This is a genomic window from Salicibibacter kimchii, from assembly GCF_003336365.1.
In the GTDB taxonomy this organism is placed as follows: Bacteria; Bacillota; Bacilli; order Bacillales; family Marinococcaceae; genus Salicibibacter; species Salicibibacter kimchii.
The window spans coordinates 2,452,781-2,470,675 of the sequence record NZ_CP031092.1 but is presented as its reverse complement, the minus strand read 5'-3'; the positions used below and the strand labels follow the sequence as shown (position 1 = coordinate 2,470,675).

Genomic DNA, 17,895 nt, shown 5'->3' with positions numbered 1-17,895 from the left:
AACGGGGGATGATGACAAATAGAAGCCTTAACGCCGCATGGATCATAGGAACATGAACATCGGTGTATACGCTATACACCGCTATGCAAACCGACTGCCGCCAACACGGATTATGTTAACTTAATGAATCCTGAAAACCCTGATACATAAGGGTATAATTATCTACCTATGGTTATAGTCGTTATGCATCAAGAAAACTCCTCATCTGGCGCATCTTTCTCGTTAAAGAGCAACGTATAAAATTCTGTATAAAAAGGTTCTGTTTTATTATTGAACTCCTTGTTATAAGCATGTTGTTGAAGTGATGAGTTGATTTCTATAGTATTTTATATAGTGATTGGGAAGAAAAACAAATGTATAAAAGTAAAAAAATTATTGTAATTAGCAATATGTTATTGTATTCTATTGGTGAATATTTCCAATAGGAGGGGCAAAATGAAGAATTACTTGTATGCCTTATCAATGTTGAGAGTATTTTACTGTTGTTCACGACAAATGCATATGCCAATGATAAAGTTAATGTCAACGTACAACCAGATACTGAATCGATCGAGTTGGATTGGGAAGATGAAGGACATTCGTATACAATCATGAATGAACATGAGGGCGAAGAAATATGGTCTGGTGATCAACCTCAATACACCATTGATGATCTTGAGTCGGATCAAATCTACCAATTTATATTGGAAATTTATAATGACGAGGATGAACTGATTGATACCGCTCAGATCAATACCTCAACATTAAAGAACCAACAAGAAATGGAAACATTCGATGAAGAAATGTTGTCAGGAGATCAAGAAATATCCTATTCCATGGCAGAGAGCAACCTTTCTACAGTGGCCTCTTCGGATCAAGTCGAACTTCAATGGGAAAACATCCCAACGGACAATAATGAATATGATATTCTACGAGATGAAGAAGTTATAGAAACGGTTGAAGGCAATGAATTTGTTGATGATACCGTTTCAGGCGATGAAATGCACAGATATACAGTGAAAGGACAAAAAAAAGTTCCGGAAGAGCGAGTGGAGGAAATTGAAGCTGAAATAGAAGAAAACGAGGAAATCCAACTATCGGAAGAAGAAAAGGAGCAGGCCCTTTATGAGCCTAAAGAAGCTTCTGTAGTTATCAATGCTTCAGAAGGTGACCATAACTCACCATCCGCATCGACTTGGTTGCTACGCTATACTACATTTATTCCAATGGAATATGCTGAAAATCCGTCATGTTTTATTACTTGTACTTATGAATATTTTGGAGGGGATGACAGAGGTTTTGGTGAGGCAGGGAGTTTTAGAACGCGCTCGGATGTTGTTTTGAATGAAGATTTAGAAGAGCTTTATCACTTCCCTGATACTGGGATAACTTATGGGTATGATGAAGATTATAATGAAATTGATCAAGCTCAAGCAGATGCCGAGGAAGATCATGATATAACAACCTATGATCAGGGTGACTTTTCACATCGAATGGATTTAGGATCAGCTAACCCATTACTATCATATGCTCCTGACATCGATGCATACTATGTTTCAAACATCATTGATGGGCTATATGCACAATTCCAAGGTTCACATGATCAGGCACCCTCTCATGAATTTTACTTTGATGATCGCTATGGTAATAGTGTTACGATTCACACAGCAGAACATCAAGGTTTTCATCATTTAATCCCTGGCTTTCCTAACGCTTCTTTTATCACCAATGTTTATTATAGATAGTTTTAATTTATGGGCTTTTCTCTTTTAGAAAAGCCCATATCTAAATGCCATCTCATGTGAAGGATTAGATATATGTTTTACCGAAAAATACAGGCTGGACTTCTATGTATATTTGGATGTTCAATTGGATTAAGCTTGATATTTCCACTTAACTTTCTCGATATAACACTAGCCAACATTACTATAAGCTTTCTCCTCTACATGTTTTTTATCGCTTTGGGTCTTCTTGTGTTTGGCATCCCACTTAGTTTAGCTGTAGAGACATTAGCTGACCGACTCAGCGTCAAGAAAGGGATCCTCTCGGCGTTTCTTACTTGGATGATTTATGTATTAACACCTACATTCATTATATGGATGTACTATGAGGACCCGGTAGATACGTCATCTATTCAAATAACGATCTATATTGTTGCTACGGTTTATCTCATCATCGATGTTTTATTGGAACGATACAAGTCAACCTTAGTTAGCAGAAGGATCATCCTTTGGTTATCGTTGTCTTATTTCATCCTACTTCTTTCTGGATTTCTTTGGATTCGACTTTCATTCTAAAAAAGAGATCCACATGGATAACTTCCTGAATTTTGTGATTTTAAATGGTCCCCTTCTTAATCCATATATAAACATTAAAAATCCTCCCAAAAATGGGTCTAGGCCAACCCCAATGACCATATTATATAAAATGTGTGTCATTAAAATGTGTACGAGGAGGCCTTTACATGACTGAACCATGGAATTATGAGCAAGAGCCACTCAGCCATCAGGAGGAGAATGCCCAAAACCATTGGGAAGAAAGTCGACAAAACCAAGCTCATTGGGAGGAAAATCAACATCCGATAACACCGACGTATAGCTACACCCCAAGCGCTTACCCGCTTTATCGGCCGGTTTTCGCACCATACCCGATGTACACGCAACCAATGTATGGTTATCCTGCTCATCAAGCTGAAGCAGTACCGCATCAGCATCGAGGGGGAGAGCAACACCAAGACATGCAGACATATGGAGCATTACCCGGTGTTGCCCCAGTTTATAGCCCATTTTTCATTCCGTCTTCGATGGTTCAACCAGCAAATCGCTCATATGGACCCATGTATGATGGCTATGCTCACCAGCATCACCTGTCTCATCACCCCAGCCACCAAATGAAACCCGAGAAAAAGGACGTCACAGCCCATAAACACCACATGTATGATTTATGTCAAAGATACCATTATCATCTCGTTCAATGCGAAGGCACGGATGGGCAAGTTTATGATGGAATCATTGACAGTGTCGATGATGAAGGGGTGTACCTACTGATACCTGTGGGAGATATGGAACGAGAAGATCAAGATGACATGAACCGTCAATTTGGTTACGGGTATCCCGGATTTGGTTTTGGGTATCCCGGAAGGTTCCGCCGGTTTAGACGTAGGCATTTTCCCTTCTTTTTCTTAAGACGATTGTTATTCCCGTTTTTCTATTAAGTCTAAACGGGATTTCGATGATATCCTGTAGAATGTAACCCTGGGCTTCAGGAGGAAAATATCCATGCCTATGCCGGCAAGAACAGCGGCGGAACATTTCATTCAACAAACGTTTCCACATTGTGATGTGGCTTTCTTGGGCGGGAGTGGTGCGCAAAAAGAATTAACAAAACATTCCGATTTAGATATCGTCATCCTTGATTCAACGCAGCCATCAGCCTTTTACCAATGTTTTTTTGCTTTCGGGTGGAACATTGAAACGTTTGTTTATCATCGGGTATCCCTATCTATGGCGTTTGCTACGAGTTGCTTTGAAGGGATCCCTTCCATTCTTCGAATGTGCGCCGAAGGAATGGTTCTGAAAGATGATGGATCAGCCACAGCGATTCAAGCTGAAGCCCAAGAAAGGACCCGACAGGTGCCGTCTCTATGGGCAGATGAAAAACATCAAGAGATGCGGTTTATGATTACCGATTTATTAGGGGATTTGAACGACTCGACGTGTGACAAGGAAAAAATATTTGTGGCGTATAAACTTTTTGCCCTTGTGTCTGAATTTGTATTACGAGCCAATGGGTATTGGATCGGACAGGGAAAGTGGATGTATCGTTCCTTGCTTCATTTCGATCCAGATTTTTGTGACCGTTATCTTGAATTTTTTCGTCATTTTATGAAGACAGGAGAATATAAACCCTTCTATACGTTGATTGAGGAAGTATTGGAACAACATGGCGGGCGGTTGTTCGCAGGTGGCTATCAAAAACCGTTATAGGTAGGGAATAACGGGTGTTTTTGCCCATCCCTTCAATCTATTTCGGAATGTTCTAATTGAATCACACGCCTATCATCCAAGCAGCAGAACGGGCGCTTTTACTATTATAGTGAACAAAAGCGCCCAGTTCGTTTGAAGCCATAAGCTTAACTTTACTTCTGTCTTTTGAGCTAATCACCAAGGGGATAGACGGTGTGTCGGCATGGACGGCGGACAGTTTCCCTAATATTATAATATGGGTTCATCGGACAAGGTTTTGTATCTGATTCATTGTTCTAAGAAGTTTACTTCTGTTGATTGTTGCCCCTGTACACGCTAAGATTTGGTACAAGTTAGGTGAAGTCTAAACGCACGATTAACTCACTTAAAAGGAATTGACACGTATTCCTAACCAACGACTTGTTAATTGTCGGAAGTCTCTTTCCAAGAAGAACGAATGTTGCTAAACAGCACTTTTCTTATGAGAAGGTTTCTTTAATTGGTGTCTTTAAAATGCGTTTTGTCTGCTAAAAGAAAATACCAGTACATTAGCTAATAACGCCCGGTCCTATCCACTCCTTTAATTCTGCACAGTAAAAAGTTTTGATCGCTAAGAAGCCAATGAATCGTCCTCATAATCAGGCGTTTCCTGCTTGGCTTGGATTATTTTCGTTATGGGTAAATGCTGGTTTTGAGCAAACATGCGAAAAATAGATCGGCGCAAATAAGCCATAACTGTGGCTTCGGAGACGACGCTCTTCGAAGGCGTCCGCAAATAGCGAAAGAAAAAGTTTGGCACACGATGAGAAAAGCGCACCGTGATGAGTTGCAACAGACCCATGGCAATACAACTACACATGACAAAACTTTCGATGGCTTTAACGGTCGATCGAATGTTTTCCCTGTCTTTCTCATCAACCACATCTTCCAGTGGATGAGGGTCTCCCTTTTTCAGATATCGCTGCAGTTTGGACATGGCTTTGCTCCAAAACCGGTAGCCAAATCCACTAATAGCCTGCCTCATCTCACGGAACGTGCATTCGATCTTGAAGCGATGCCCATACAGGTGGATGATATCTGTCGCCGCAATCGCCCGGTCGGTGCTAACAAGAATAGCCACCCTTCCGTTATGGTTAACAGGACAAATCGTAGTTCCTGATACAGCCCTTGTCCCCATAGCAAATCCAGGCAGAGATAGTCCACGGTCTCTTCCTTGCCATACAGGGTGACGGTGGCGGTTTCAAACTCAGATGCACAGGTTTGGAACAGGTCCTTCAACTTAACGACTGCGCCAGTATGAAATAAATTGCTTATGATGCTTCTGTGCACTGCGATAGCCGAGTGGAAAAAGCACGACAAATGCGATCACATAACGGAAAAAGGTGATAGTAAAAGGAGGCAAATCATTGACAGCTCTACCCACAAGAATATTTCCCGCGAAAAATATTACAACGAGAATGCATAATAGATACGCATACATTTAATGGAAAGGCCTCCTCCAACATTCTCGTTCCTCTTCAAAATTTCATATGCATCAGCTAGAAGCTCAGCACACCATGGACAAGTAGAACCCTATCATCTATTCTGATGGAATGATGTACGAATCCCCAAAACTTCCTTAGTTTATTTTCCAGAATTTTTATGGTCCTTCCCATTTTTCACTTAATCTTTCAAGATCACCCGTCTATCTCCGATGTCTCTCGTGATCCTATACATAAATTCACTCATCAGGTGTGTCCAGATACTTCTTCGCGGGGCCTTGACCTAATGGAATAGATAAGGTCGGGGATTCTAGCCGTTACGACATATGCATCTCCTTGTGTGGCCTATGGGATGATTTTTCACCAACGCGCATTGTTTTGCGGCCACAACACGAATTAGTTTTAGAACACCCCCTTTTTTATTGATTATCATGAAACGTGTTTCTTAGCTTGATCAGATTCGCTTTTCCTTAACATTTGATCGTACACAGAGGTCATTTTTTCATTTGGCTCCCCTAGTTTACTAACAATTATTACAATAACAAATGTTGCCAGCACAGTAGGAATCATTGGATCTATTTCTTCAGTGAGAACCCCTGCAAACTGGAGTATTGTTCCGGTGATTGCCATAACTGCAGCCGCAATGAGTCCCGCCCATGCAGCTTGTCTAGTCATCCCCCGGTAAAACATGCTCATTAGAATAATAAGTCCCCCACCACTTCCTGCAATTAGATAAGCGAGGTTCATTAATTCCAATATATAAGCGGGACGTGCAATCCCAATAGGAACAGACAATGCTGCTAATAATAGAACCATTAATTTAGTCACCATGAGCATTCGTCTTTCTGATACATCACGGTTAATGATTTTTTGATAAATATCGCGCCCAAGACTTGAAGCTCCTGCTAACAACCATGACGTAGCTGATGTGAGAACAGCCATAAACAGACCTGCCATTGCCATACCGACTACGATTGGAGGTGCATATTCAAAGGTGTAAGTAATCCAGAGCATTTCTGGATCATGGATATCTGGAAAGAGATATCGTCCATATATTGCTGAAATGAAAAATAGTAACATCACTGGTAAATAAATCAGTGCAATAGCAATCCCCGCTTTAATGATTTCACGAGTGTTAATGGCCGCATAAAAACGTGTAAGGTATCCAGGATTTCCTAAATACCCGAACAACCAAATGAAAAACCATGAGAAGGCCATCAATATGGATAATTCACCTGTAGAAGTGAAGTAATCAGGTGATTCACTGAGAATTTCTGTCGTTACATTTCCCCAATCGTCCGCCGCATTAATAAGGAAGGGCATTGTTATAACCAAAGCGGCAATCAAAATGAACATACCAACAAAATCAGTGTTCAAAATGATCATCATACCACCGAAAACAGTAAATATTACAACAATTCCAACCGTAACAATTGTGCTCGCCACGTAGCTTAATCCGAACAATTCTGTAAACAATAATCCTCCTTGCACATAAAGAGAGCCAAGAAGAATGACCATCCACACAGAAACAATAATAGAAAATACAGGACGCAACAACGGACTATCAAACCGCTCAGATAGGTAATCTGAAACTGTCAATTGTGCGAAACGTCGTAATTTCGGACCTATGAGAAAACAAAGAATAAAATAGCTCCATGCGATACCGACATTGATCCATAGGGTACCTGCTCCAAACTCATAAAACCATGCCATGACACCTAGAAACGTGGCACCACTAACACCTGAAGCGAATAATGATCCAGTAATCAAATACCACGGGGATCCTCGCCCCGCAATATAAAAAGATGTAAGACCCGTTTGTTGCCGATAGGAAATGATTCCAGAAACTATCATAATGAAGAAAACAAAGCCTACCCCAATATAAATCATTATATTATCCACAGTTAAAGTTAAACCTCCTTGTTTTTTTACTTTTCCCAAGGAAAACGTTCATTTTTTAACCAATAAAACCCCAGTACAATTGAGGCCACTATTGGGGCAATACCGAAAAGAATGACAAGGTAGGCATCCGAAATCCAACTCATTGATTTCACCTCTTCCATGTTTTTATTAAAGAAGAACAGTCGGTATCAGTATTCCGTCTCTCTTTGCTATTTTACGTAATCTTTTTCCGTAATTATAATCACTTCTTCTGATTTAATGGCTAATCCTATGACCTCTTTACTCAACTTCAAAGTTTGAGTCTATAACAATGTTATAATCAGCATTGGCCCGTTCCCGAGAAATATAACCATTCATAACATCACATTTAACCATCTCTAAATCACGTTTTTCTGGACTGTCATAACCACCTCCACCTGGAAGTTTTAAAGTAATAATATCTTCTGGATCAAACGTATATAGACGCTTCGATTCTAAATAGGTTTGATCATTTAACAACACCTCTGCTTTTGCTCCGGGCTTACCGCCGGCTAATCCACGAGGAGGATAATTCATACAGTCAAACATTGTTGGAAAATGCCACTGTTGATGAGTACGAACACCAAAGCGAATAATTTGTCCAAGTCCACCCCGGTATTGTCCGCTTCCGCCGGAATCCGGGCGAAGCTCCTTTTGATAAATCACGAGCGGTGAATTGCTTTCAATGATTTCAACAGGTGTTCCGCGAACACCGGAAGGAAATCCTGTTGCAGATAGTCCATCTTTTGTAGGGCGAGCACCCATCCCTCCAGTGCTAAATGTCACATAGGAAAATGGATCATCTTGTAAGTCTTTCCCATATACTTGCACACTCCAAATGGAGGTTGAACCTTCAGCAATCGTCGCATCAGGCATGGCATGATATAACGCACCTAGAACACACACGGGAGCAAAGTGCCCAATAATGTGTCTTGCCGCTGTCGGCATGGGATGTGAGGCGTTAAGAACACAACCTTCAGGAGCGTCGACTCGAACGGGACGAAAACTTCCTTCATTATTGGGAATGTCCGGTGCAATCGCTGCCTTTATAGCGTAGGTTACATAAGCTAATGTATAATAAAGGCTTACATTTACCCCTTTTGAACTTGCCGGTGAAGATCCTGTAAAGTCTACCGCAAATTCATCCCCTTGAATAGAAACGGAACATTTGATTTTTATAGGTTCAGAAACTCCATCCGTATATATCTCATTTTCATAGATTCCATCAGGAATACCTGTGATGGCTTTGCGCATTGCTTTTTCTGATCGCTGAATGATCTCATGACCTAAAGTATCAATCTCTGTAAGGTTAAACTCTTCCAACATTTCAAGCAGACGTCTAATTGCTACTTCTTGAGCAACAACTTGTGCACGTAAGTCTCCCAACACCTCGAAAGGCGCCCGAACATTAGCTTCAATGATCGATTGTAAACTTTCATTCATTAGTCCCGCTTGATAATACTTCATATATGGGATATGGAGGCCTTCTTCATAGATACTTTCACCCTCGGGATTATATCCCCGACCACCTATGTCTGTCACATGACACGTAGATGCAAAATAACCGATAAGATTCGCATCGTAAAAAACAGGGGTAACGATGGTAACGTCAAGAAGGTGACCTGAAATTTCGTATGGGTTGTTACCTATGAGAACATCTCCGTGATTTAAGCGTTCACTCGGAAATTTTTCCATAAAATGCTTTACCCCTAAAGCCATTGTGTTAATATGTCCGGGTGTCCCTGTATTAGCTTGAGCAATCATATTTCCATGACTATCAAATAACCCTGCAGATAAATCACCAGCATCTGAAAGGATATTCGAAAATGAGGTTCTTATCAGTGTTTTAGCCTGCTCCTCTAAATTCGTAATTAGTCGATTCCACATAACCTCCACTTGAACAGGGTCAAACATATTCTTGTTGCTTTCTGTCTTGGTTATCATAGGTGCTCTCACCCTTTGCTTTTAAAATTAAGTTGAAATACCGATCAATACTTGCGTTAAAACTTGGTGTTACTACCATCGTTGATTCTCTCTCTTCAATGATCGCCGGTCCAGATATCTCAACACCCGGGGTTAGTGTCGACCGATCATACACAGGTGTCATTGTATAGTTGTCGTATTCGTGAAAATAAACGTCACGTTTATTTTTCACTGGAGGGTTCCTTTCGTTTTTCTCATCACTAGAGTTGATGGAAAGTTTCGGATGTGGCCCCTGGACCACTACGCGCCAATTCACCGTTTTAATAGGGACGCCTTCACTTGCCTCTGAATATAATTTTTCATATTGCAGCTTAAAATTTTCGTGTATCGTTTGTAGCGAGAAATGATCTATTTCCCCATTTGGGATAGGCACACTAATGTCATGGTTCTGACCAGCATATCTCATTTCACAAGTGCGGATCACTTGTATATCATCATCTTTTACACCTGATTGCTTAAGAATGGCTCCGCCCTCGTTTTCCATGTCCCTAAGAAGTTGGGTTACTTCTCGAAAATCTAATTGATCGAGTCGCCCGGAATAACTGCGCACAAAATCAAACGAAAGCGGCGATGACAGAAAACCAAAGGCGGAACAAACGCCTGCACCAACAGGAGAAATAACTTCAGATACACCAAGTATATGGGCTACATTACATACATGAACCGGACCCGCTCCTCCTGTCGCAAATAATGGATAATTTCTTATGTCCTTGCCTTTTTCAACGGCGTGAATACGTGCTGCACTCGCCATATTTTCATTAACCACACGGTGAATGCCCCAAGCTGCCTCTATCGTGTCAAGCCCAAGTGGTTTTGCTACCTTGTCTTCAATGGCCTTGTAAGCAGCCTCCACGTCCAAATGCATTTCTCCACCTAAAAAATAGTCCGGATTCAAGTACCCTAGGATTAAATCGGCGTCGGTAATGGTGGGTTGTTTGCCCCCCTTCCCATAACACGCCGGGCCCGGTTCAGAACTTGAACTTTCCGGTCCCACTTTTAAAAGATCCATTCTATCAATATGGGCAATGCTACCGCCTCCGGCACCAATTTCAATCATATCAACAACCGGTACTTTGACAGGTATGCCACTTCCTTTCATAAAGCGATGTTCTCGCCCAACCTCGAACTCGTTGGCGATTAATGGCTCCCCATTATCGATTAAACTTGCCTTGGCTGTTGTCCCACCCATATCAAAGACATGCAGGTTGTTAAGGTTACATAATTTGCTATAAAATGCACCAGCTATCGAACCTCCTACAGGTCCTGACTCTAAAATGCGAATGGGGAAGCGGCAAGCCGTATCAATCGTACAGGTACCACCGCCTGATAGCATCATATGAAACTGACCATTAAACCCTCGATCAGTGAGATCATTTTCAAGTTTGGTGAGGTATTGCTCAACCAAAGGCTGTACATAGACATTAGCAATTGTTGTGGAGGCGCGTTGATACTCTCGTATCTCAGGCGACACTTCCGAAGATAACGAAACCCGGATATTAGGGGTAACCTCCTGGGCAATTTCATAAATTCTTTTTTCATGAGCATCATTTTTGTAGCTATGCAGTAAACATACGGCAACAGCTTCAACGCCTTGAGCATTTACTTTTTTAAATATTTTCTTAACTTCAGCCTCGTCTATAGATGTTAATACCGTTCCATCAGCCAAGATTCTTTCCCTAACAGGAAATCTCATGCTTCTCGGCACCAATGGAGTTGGATTCTCTATAAAAAGATCATATAAGTCATAACGGTTTTCATTCCCAATTTCAATTTGATCCCGAAAACCCTCCGTTGTAATCAATGCCGTTTTTACGCCCTTTCTTTCAATCAAAGCATTAACAACTAGAGTTGTTCCATGTATAATCGTCGTGATGTCACTATAGGAAAAACCATACTTTTTTAGGTTTTCATCCAATCCTTTCATAAAACCTGCAGATGGATCCGGGTATGTCGTTAACGTTTTCCCGAAATACCTGTCCCCCTTTTCATCTAGAATGACTATATCTGTAAATGTCCCGCCAATATCAACACCAACACGTATAGTTGACATGTGTTTTTCCCCCAATTCGCTATAAATAGAAAATATGGAATATTATGCTCTTACATCTTCAATGGTTTTTCCAACGGTTAGTTGTTCTGGATCAATTGACATTTCAATGACGGCAGGTTGGCTTGAACGGATTGCTCTTTGTAGGGCCGGGAGAAAATCTTCATTCTTTTCTACCGTTTCCCCATGCCCCCCCATAAGATTGATATATTGCGCAAAACTGGGATTACTTAAATCCGTCCCTAAAACCCTATGAGGAAAAGATTTTTCTTGATGCATGCGTATTGTTCCGTACATATTGTTATTGGCGACAATGGAAATAACCGGAACCTCATAACGAATCGCTGTTTCAAGTTCTTGTATGGTCATCATAAAACCACCATCTCCGCAATAAGCTATCACTTGGGTATCCGGACGAGCCATTTTCGCTCCAATGGCTGCAGGCAACCCATAGCCCATTGCTCCTGACGTCGGGCCTATGTAGGTTCCTTCTTGCATAAACGAATAATATCTTGCTAACCATCCAAAAAAGTTTCCGGCATCACTTGTGATGATCGCACCGTCATCCAATGTTGACATTAGATCTCTCAACCGTCCACTTTACAAGGTCGCTAAAATATCTTGCGTGGTCAATTTCCTGAAAACCTTCTTTATTCCGGAAATCCCTTCTTACCTGACCGATAAATGCAACTACAGGTGTGGAATCTTGCATAGCTGTATGTAGCCCTATTGAAAGATTTGCAGCACCCGGACCTCTTGTGGCAAAGCATACGCCGACTTTTCCGCTTGCCTTGGCATAAGCTTCGGTCATAAAAGAGACGCCTCCTTCATGACGACCGCTTATCAATTGAATCTGTTCCTGATCATTTAATGCATCCATTATGCTCAGATAGCTTTCGCCTGGCACACAAAATGCTTTTGTAACTTCTTCGTTTAACAAGATTTTTATAATGGCTTGTGCAACCGACATTTTCGACAATGCAAATCCCTCCTCGTCACTTTCATTTTACTTGTAATAAGTTATCTTTTATTCGTGTAACAGCCATTTGCAGCCGATCCGTTGGCACAGTCAAGGATATACGAAAATAACCCTCGCCTGTAGCACCGAAAGCAGCACCGGATGTCACGATAACACCGGCATTTTCCAACATAACCTCAGCAAATTCCCCCGATGTATACCCCTTCGGTACAGGCGCCCAGATGTAGAAACTCCCCTTTGGCGGGTCCACCTTTATGCCAATCTCATTCAACCCCTCTACCATCACTCGTCTACGCTCTCGATAAACCTCAACATTGTCGCGGACACTCTTTTGATCCCCTGTCAAAGCAAAAGCCCCTGCTTTTTGAATCGGGAGAAACTGACTTGTATCCATGTTACTCTTCACAACAGACAACGACCGGATGATTTCCGGATTACCAACAACATAGCCGATGCGCCATCCAGTCATGTTGAAACTTTTAGACAAAGAACCGAATTCCACGGCAATGTCTTTCGCATTATCAGCTTGGAGGATGCTTGGAGCCGGTTCGTCAAAAGTGATCATATTATAAGCAAAATCGTGAGCAATGGAAATATTATGTTTTTTACCAAAATAAATAACTTTATTAAAGAAAGATAAGTTCACCGTGGCCGCTGTCGGATTGCCTGGATAGTTAAGATACATCAGCTTCGCTTTCTGCTTAATTTCATCCGGGATCACTGAAAAATCCGGTTGAAAGTGGCGCTCCTTTGTTAGTGGCATGCTATGATTTTTACCACCGGCGAGATAAGTAGCCATACGATAAACACCATAGCCAGGATCGGGAGTTAAAACGTAATCGTTCGTATCAATGACCGCAAAAGGAAGATAGGCAATGCCTTCTTTCGAACCAATAAGGGCAAGCACTTCGGTGTCAGGGTTAAGATCCACATTGTATTGGTCTTTATAAAAAGAAGCAACAGCTTCTTTAAATTCGGCACACCCACTGTAAGTAGAGTATTTAAAATTATCAATGTTATTAAGTTCATCGATAAGCTTATTAGTGATTGGCTTTGGCGTTGGAAGATCAGGGTCTCCCATGCCTAAGTCGATGATATCAATTCCGGATCATTTTAATGCATCTTTTTTTTGATTGATTTTCGCAAAAACATATGGAGGTATATCTACTACTCTGTTGGATATCATAGACATCTTTCATCAATCCTTTCCTAATTTAAAACCCAAATTCCTAGAAATTTCGAATGCCGCTTTTTCCGTTTCCTCTTTTATGAAGGACTTCCTATCCTTTTGAAAACGAGTGGTAGGTCCACTGACAGTTATCGCTGCAATTACCTCCCCAGAAATATCTTTTACAGGATAAGAAATACCTGTTGTATCTAAATCTTGTTCCCCATGACTGATAGAAAGGCCTTGCTCATAAATTATCCTCAAATTTTTTCGAAATTCTTCTTTATTTGTATAAGTATTTGGCGTCAAAGGCTTCATTTCCAATGTTTCAAGTATTTTTTCTTGCTCATCCTTTGGCATATAAGCAAACAACAATTTAGGTCCAGACCCGATATATAGCGGTGAACTTTTCCCTATTCTTGTATACAACCGCAATGCCTGGCTGCTCTCAACCTTTTCAATATACGTGGCTTGGTCACCGTCTACTATGACAAGGTGGACGATTTCATTAATTGCTTTGCACAAATCCCTCATATGAGGTAACGCTACATTTCTTAACTCTAATTGCTCAGATACAATATAACCGAGTTCGAGTAGTTTCAGCCCAAGACTGTACCGAATATCTTGATCCGAATTTTTTACCTTTCTTAGAAATCCACACTCTTCTAGAGATGCTAGTAAACGATACACTGTTGGTTTTGACATGTCTGCCCTAGTAGTTATTTCACTTAAACTTAACTCCCTCTCTTGATCCGTGAAAAAATCAAGTAATTTAAGCGCTTTCAAAACACTTTGATTCATTGAGCTACACCTTATTTCATTATTTGAAAAGCCATTTCATATAATTATTTTTAACCCTAATACACTAGCTTGGGTAGTGTCAACCCAATCTTTAAAAAATTGTTCACTTATTTACACTAGAACTTATAAAACATGACACGCAAACAAAAAGACGAAAAGATGAGAATGGGATCTGCATACGACGATAAGAATATTGTAGTGGCTACAAGCGTAGACACTCATCTCTCTTTGTCTTCGAGAAATCTCCTAAGAGCATGGTATAGGCTATTTATCAGTGAGAAGACAAGCTTATATGATGCCTCGATCTGACCTACACGCGACACAACTATTAAACTTACATTTTCAACCCCCAAAGTCGTCAGAAAAAATTAGGCCGCTGTTCAATTCAAAGCCGCATAAATCTGCTCTGAATTATTCAGACACGATGACACAAAATCGGTTATTGGATTGGTAACCTAATAGGTAACATCACGATAAAAAAAGAATGGGAACATGATTAATTTTCCTTGTTTGACAACGATTCTAAGGTGGTAACTAAAAAATTTTGAAAAACGATCTTAAGCCGAATAAAGCAGTTGCGCTTAATGGTAAGGATGAGGTCGCCGGTTCGAGCCCGGCAGGAAGCTCCAGCTAAAATACTTATACAATGCGGGTTCCTGTGTTTTTCGGAACTCGCTTTTATGTTCGACTGGGGTCAACTGGTCACAAATTGGTCACTTTCCGAGCGGTGAAGTGTTAAAGTGGATTGGCTTAATAAACTTTGCATAGAAATACGTTCGTTTATAATGAACAAGAACACACATTCTATAGAGGGTTATATCATGGACGAACATGTACCTTGGAGTATTATAAAGAATTCCTTACTTTTTGGAATGGATGTATGCAATATGCTAAACGTTCATTATGATGATGACGTCATTAAAAACGCAGAAGGGTCACTTTTTAAACTAAGCGATAAAGATGAAGAAATTATCATTGGAAACGAGGCTGACTTCTACATATTTAAATGCGAGAATATCCGTTTTCCGGCGGTGAAGGTATCGTGAACAAAACAAGCTGACACCAGGTAGCAACATGCGGTGGGAGTCGATGCGGAGGATCTTGCCGGAACATCGTGAATTGTAGTTGCAGTATCGATAAAGCATGAAAAAAGTGGAGAAACCTGAACTCAATGAGCAAAAATGGGAAGAAATCGAACGGACAATTAATAATGAAGCGATGGAGTACGGTTCGTTTTTAGAGTTTTCTTATTGGGAGGATGGTTTCTTCCATTGTGCAATTGGCACTTGCGAATTTGTGAATTTGGAACGAAAGCAATTCCAGTACTCTCATTAGTGAGTCGAACATTAATTTCTCGATAGTTATCTCAGTTGTAGGGATAAGGAAGCAGCCAATGCCCCACCCCCTCGTTCAAGCGTCCGCTTACTAGCGAGCGTTGCATTGGTAGGCACTTATTCTTGCCTATGGTTGATACTCTTCCATGATATTTCCCACTTTCGGAACCACATACCCGCTTCCCCCGTGTTCCTGTACGTCTTCGACCATCATCGTCACTAACAAGTCAGCCTCGTCTGTATCAAAAGCGACGAACCAGCCTAATTGATCGTTATCATCATCCGGGTTCTCCTTTAATTCAGCGGTCCCGGTTTTCCCGGCAAGAGTTTGCCCGGAAACTTCTGCTTCATGTCCGGTACCATCAGACTCTTCAACGACCTTAATTAAACTTTGTAAAATGGTATCGGCGGTTTCAGCTTCCATTACATCATCGTTCCACACTTCCACCTCGTCAGCCTCTTCTTTTAATAAAACAGGCGTCAACATGTCTCCTTCATTTAAAAAGGGAGTGTAAGTCATGGATAAATGGAGCGGACTCATTTGTACCTCTCCCTGGCCATAGGAACTATCAGCCAGCATGACATCATTTTCAAACGTATCACCCTCGGCTAATGTTGAGGATTTTTCTATCGGATATGTGAAGGGGATATCCTCTCCAAAACCAAAATTCTTAATACCTTCCTCAAAGGTATCCCCTCCCATTTCCAACGCGGTTTGCGCAAAGAAAATGTTATCTGAAAATACGAGCGCATCCCTTAGATCTACTGGTTCCTCGGGATCTTTCACTCGTGTTACCTCGTAATCGCCCCATGATTCATCCTTTTGCCAATCCAATCCCTCGATATCAAAATCCTCATCAGGTGTAATTGTTTCTGAGTCCAAGGCGGTGGCAGCTGTCATGTGTTTGAAGGTTGAACCAGGTGAAAACGTATATTGAAAACGATTCAGCAATGGCTGATCCGGATCCTCTTGCCATTCGGCATGCACTTCGGCACTCTGGCCCGCTACGTAAATATTGGGGTCATAAGCCGGTGCATTGACCATGGCTAACACTTCACCTGTCGTAGGATGCACAGCTGTTGCTGTTCCGCTATCCCCATCCAATTCCTCAAAAATATTCTCCTGCAGTTCTATATCAATCGTTAAATGAAGGTCTTCGCCATCAATGGGCTCTTTTTCAACAATGGTTTCCTTAGGTTCTTCTGCGTTTTCCTCATAGGTGTAGATTTCTTCACCTGTTTCTCCTTTCAGTTCATCTTCCAACAGTGACTCCAGCCCAGTCACACCGAGTAAATCATGGGAACCGTAGCCCTCTTCTTCCAGTTCTTCCAATTCCTCTGCTGTAATTTCCCGGACATATCCCACCAGATGAGCTGCAGACCCCGCATAAGGATAAACACGTGAATCTTCCGGTTGAAACGTTATTCCGGGTATGTTCTCCATCAATTCGTCTTCTATGTAATCTTGTTCATCTTCAGGCATAGTATAGAGCGGAACAAAACTATCCGGATTCACCCACTCTTGTTCCAACTGCATTTCAATATCCTCTTCCGAAATATCCAACTCCTCAGCGAAATCCTCGATGGATTGTTCTTCCTCGCCTTCCATGCGCTCCGGAACCATCCCAACTTGTAAAACCGTTCCATTTATAGCTAATCCATTTTCATTCCGGTCATAAATTTCCCCCCGTTCAGCTTCCATTGTGGTGACACCAATATGATCACCTTCTTCCATTTCAGGGAAGATGAGTTGTTGATCCCAATGCACATACCAATTTTCCTCATCATCTCGCTCTTCCAAGCTCAACTGCACATCATGGCTAAAAGAAACTTCACCGGCTCGTGTTTGCATAGTCACATCAACCGGAAATTGAACCTCGCCCTCTTCACCTACATCCCATTCCTCGGGATAGTTAGGTTGTACGGTTAGATCACTCCTTTGAATATTCTCATAAACATCTTCATAACGGTCTACAAAATCCTCAGGCGAAACATTTTCCAGCGTCTCTGTAGACAATTGTTCATACATGTTTTCAAAGTTTTCATTTTCCCAATCTGATGCATAAGTCTCAAAAGCCGCTTTAGGTTGAGGACCACCCGAGCAGGCTCCAAGAGCCAGTATGAAAAGCATACAGACAAAAATGTGCACCTTGTTTTGCATAAAAGACATCCTTCTCCCCTTTTTTACACAATTTTAGTAAAACAATGGAAATAACCCAAGTTTTTCACAAACGAATT

The 17,895-nt window shown here is 41.3% G+C and carries 15 protein-coding genes; 5 read left to right on the top strand and 10 right to left on the bottom strand.

What is annotated here, in order from left to right; translation table 11 throughout:
• Window positions 1-482 precede the first annotated feature (482 nt).
• The 3 genes from DT065_RS12550 (at window position 483) to DT065_RS12535 (ending at window position 3,965) form a co-directional block, all read left to right on the top strand.
• A complete protein-coding gene (locus tag DT065_RS12550; RefSeq protein WP_114373956.1) occupies window positions 483-1,724 on the top strand; it encodes a DUF3238 domain-containing protein in 1,242 nt (413 codons plus the stop codon).
• A gap of 719 nt (window positions 1,725-2,443) precedes the next feature.
• The gene (locus tag DT065_RS19370) at window positions 2,444-3,193 is read left to right on the top strand and encodes a hypothetical protein (RefSeq protein ID WP_227002591.1); all 750 of its coding nucleotides are present in this window, start codon (window positions 2,444-2,446) and stop codon (window positions 3,191-3,193) included.
• 64 nt (window positions 3,194-3,257) lie between these two features.
• Window positions 3,258-3,965 carry a nucleotidyltransferase domain-containing protein gene (locus DT065_RS12535; protein ID WP_114373949.1) on the top strand — a complete coding sequence of 236 codons (708 nt, stop codon included), beginning with the start codon at window positions 3,258-3,260 and terminating at the stop codon, window positions 3,963-3,965.
• Between the two features lie 589 nt (window positions 3,966-4,554).
• Here DT065_RS12535 and DT065_RS12530 read toward each other — a convergent pair.
• The 9 genes from DT065_RS12530 to DT065_RS12495 all read right to left on the bottom strand — a co-directional run bounded on the left by DT065_RS12530 (window position 4,555) and on the right by DT065_RS12495 (window position 14,323).
• Complete coding sequence (locus DT065_RS12530; protein WP_160112540.1) at window positions 4,555-5,064, bottom strand: hypothetical protein; 510 nt, start codon at window positions 5,062-5,064, stop codon at window positions 4,555-4,557.
• A gap of 159 nt (window positions 5,065-5,223) precedes the next feature.
• Complete coding sequence (locus DT065_RS12525) at window positions 5,224-5,424, bottom strand: EamA family transporter (protein WP_114373943.1); 201 nt, start codon at window positions 5,422-5,424, stop codon at window positions 5,224-5,226.
• Window positions 5,425-5,854: 430 nt separating this feature from the next.
• Window positions 5,855-7,327, bottom strand: coding sequence for a sodium:solute symporter family protein (locus DT065_RS12520; protein ID WP_114373938.1), 1,473 nt, complete (start codon window positions 7,325-7,327; stop codon window positions 5,855-5,857).
• A gap of 279 nt (window positions 7,328-7,606) precedes the next feature.
• The gene (locus tag DT065_RS12515) at window positions 7,607-9,289 is read right to left on the bottom strand and encodes a hydantoinase B/oxoprolinase family protein (RefSeq protein WP_114373935.1); all 1,683 of its coding nucleotides are present in this window, start codon (window positions 9,287-9,289) and stop codon (window positions 7,607-7,609) included.
• On the bottom strand, window positions 9,252-11,378 hold the full coding sequence (locus DT065_RS12510; RefSeq protein WP_114373932.1) for a hydantoinase/oxoprolinase family protein: 2,127 nt from the start codon (window positions 11,376-11,378) through the stop codon (window positions 9,252-9,254). Before DT065_RS12510 ends, DT065_RS12515 begins: the two co-directional genes overlap by 38 nt.
• A gap of 42 nt (window positions 11,379-11,420) precedes the next feature.
• Window positions 11,421-11,954, bottom strand: coding sequence for a thiamine pyrophosphate-dependent enzyme (locus DT065_RS20010; protein ID WP_472511536.1), 534 nt, complete (start codon window positions 11,952-11,954; stop codon window positions 11,421-11,423).
• Complete coding sequence (locus DT065_RS20005; RefSeq protein ID WP_472511557.1) at window positions 11,938-12,345, bottom strand: thiamine pyrophosphate-binding protein; 408 nt, start codon at window positions 12,343-12,345, stop codon at window positions 11,938-11,940. The genes DT065_RS20010 and DT065_RS20005 overlap by 17 nt, the downstream gene beginning before the upstream one ends.
• A 31-nt stretch (window positions 12,346-12,376) precedes the next feature.
• Window positions 12,377-13,447, bottom strand: a complete 1,071-nt coding sequence (locus DT065_RS12500) for an aminotransferase class I/II-fold pyridoxal phosphate-dependent enzyme (protein WP_335743592.1) — start codon at window positions 13,445-13,447, stop codon at window positions 12,377-12,379.
• Window positions 13,448-13,552: 105 nt separating this feature from the next.
• Window positions 13,553-14,323, bottom strand: coding sequence for an IclR family transcriptional regulator (locus DT065_RS12495; protein ID WP_114373929.1), 771 nt, complete (start codon window positions 14,321-14,323; stop codon window positions 13,553-13,555).
• A gap of 821 nt (window positions 14,324-15,144) precedes the next feature.
• Between DT065_RS12495 and DT065_RS12490 the strand changes: the two genes are divergently transcribed.
• Entirely contained in the window at window positions 15,145-15,369 is a 225-nt protein-coding gene (locus DT065_RS12490; RefSeq protein WP_114373926.1) for a hypothetical protein, read from the top strand.
• 97 nt (window positions 15,370-15,466) lie between these two features.
• Window positions 15,467-15,658, top strand: coding sequence for a YolD-like family protein (locus tag DT065_RS19895; protein WP_114373923.1), 192 nt, complete (start codon window positions 15,467-15,469; stop codon window positions 15,656-15,658).
• A gap of 126 nt (window positions 15,659-15,784) precedes the next feature.
• Here DT065_RS19895 and DT065_RS12480 read toward each other — a convergent pair whose 3' ends face one another.
• A complete protein-coding gene (locus DT065_RS12480; RefSeq protein ID WP_160112539.1) occupies window positions 15,785-17,818 on the bottom strand; it encodes a penicillin-binding transpeptidase domain-containing protein in 2,034 nt (677 codons plus the stop codon).
• Window positions 17,819-17,895 lie beyond the last annotated feature (77 nt).

Coding starts and splice junctions, on each gene's coding strand:
- DT065_RS20005 (WP_472511557.1), bottom strand. CDS start 12,345: ATGTCGGTTGCACAAGCCATTATAAAAATCTTGTTAAACGAAGAAGTT.
- DT065_RS19895 (WP_114373923.1), top strand. CDS start 15,467: ATGAAAAAAGTGGAGAAACCTGAACTCAATGAGCAAAAATGGGAAGAA.
- DT065_RS12490 (WP_114373926.1), top strand. CDS start 15,145: ATGGACGAACATGTACCTTGGAGTATTATAAAGAATTCCTTACTTTTT.
- DT065_RS20010 (WP_472511536.1), bottom strand. CDS start 11,954: ATGTCAACATTGGATGACGGTGCGATCATCACAAGTGATGCCGGAAAC.
- DT065_RS19370 (WP_227002591.1), top strand. CDS start 2,444: ATGACTGAACCATGGAATTATGAGCAAGAGCCACTCAGCCATCAGGAG.
- DT065_RS12535 (WP_114373949.1), top strand. CDS start 3,258: ATGCCTATGCCGGCAAGAACAGCGGCGGAACATTTCATTCAACAAACG.
- DT065_RS12525 (WP_114373943.1), bottom strand. CDS start 5,424: ATGTATGCGTATCTATTATGCATTCTCGTTGTAATATTTTTCGCGGGA.
- DT065_RS12515 (WP_114373935.1), bottom strand. CDS start 9,289: ATGATAACCAAGACAGAAAGCAACAAGAATATGTTTGACCCTGTTCAA.
- DT065_RS12480 (WP_160112539.1), bottom strand. CDS start 17,818: ATGCAAAACAAGGTGCACATTTTTGTCTGTATGCTTTTCATACTGGCT.
- DT065_RS12510 (WP_114373932.1), bottom strand. CDS start 11,378: ATGTCAACTATACGTGTTGGTGTTGATATTGGCGGGACATTTACAGAT.
- DT065_RS12495 (WP_114373929.1), bottom strand. CDS start 14,323: ATGAATCAAAGTGTTTTGAAAGCGCTTAAATTACTTGATTTTTTCACG.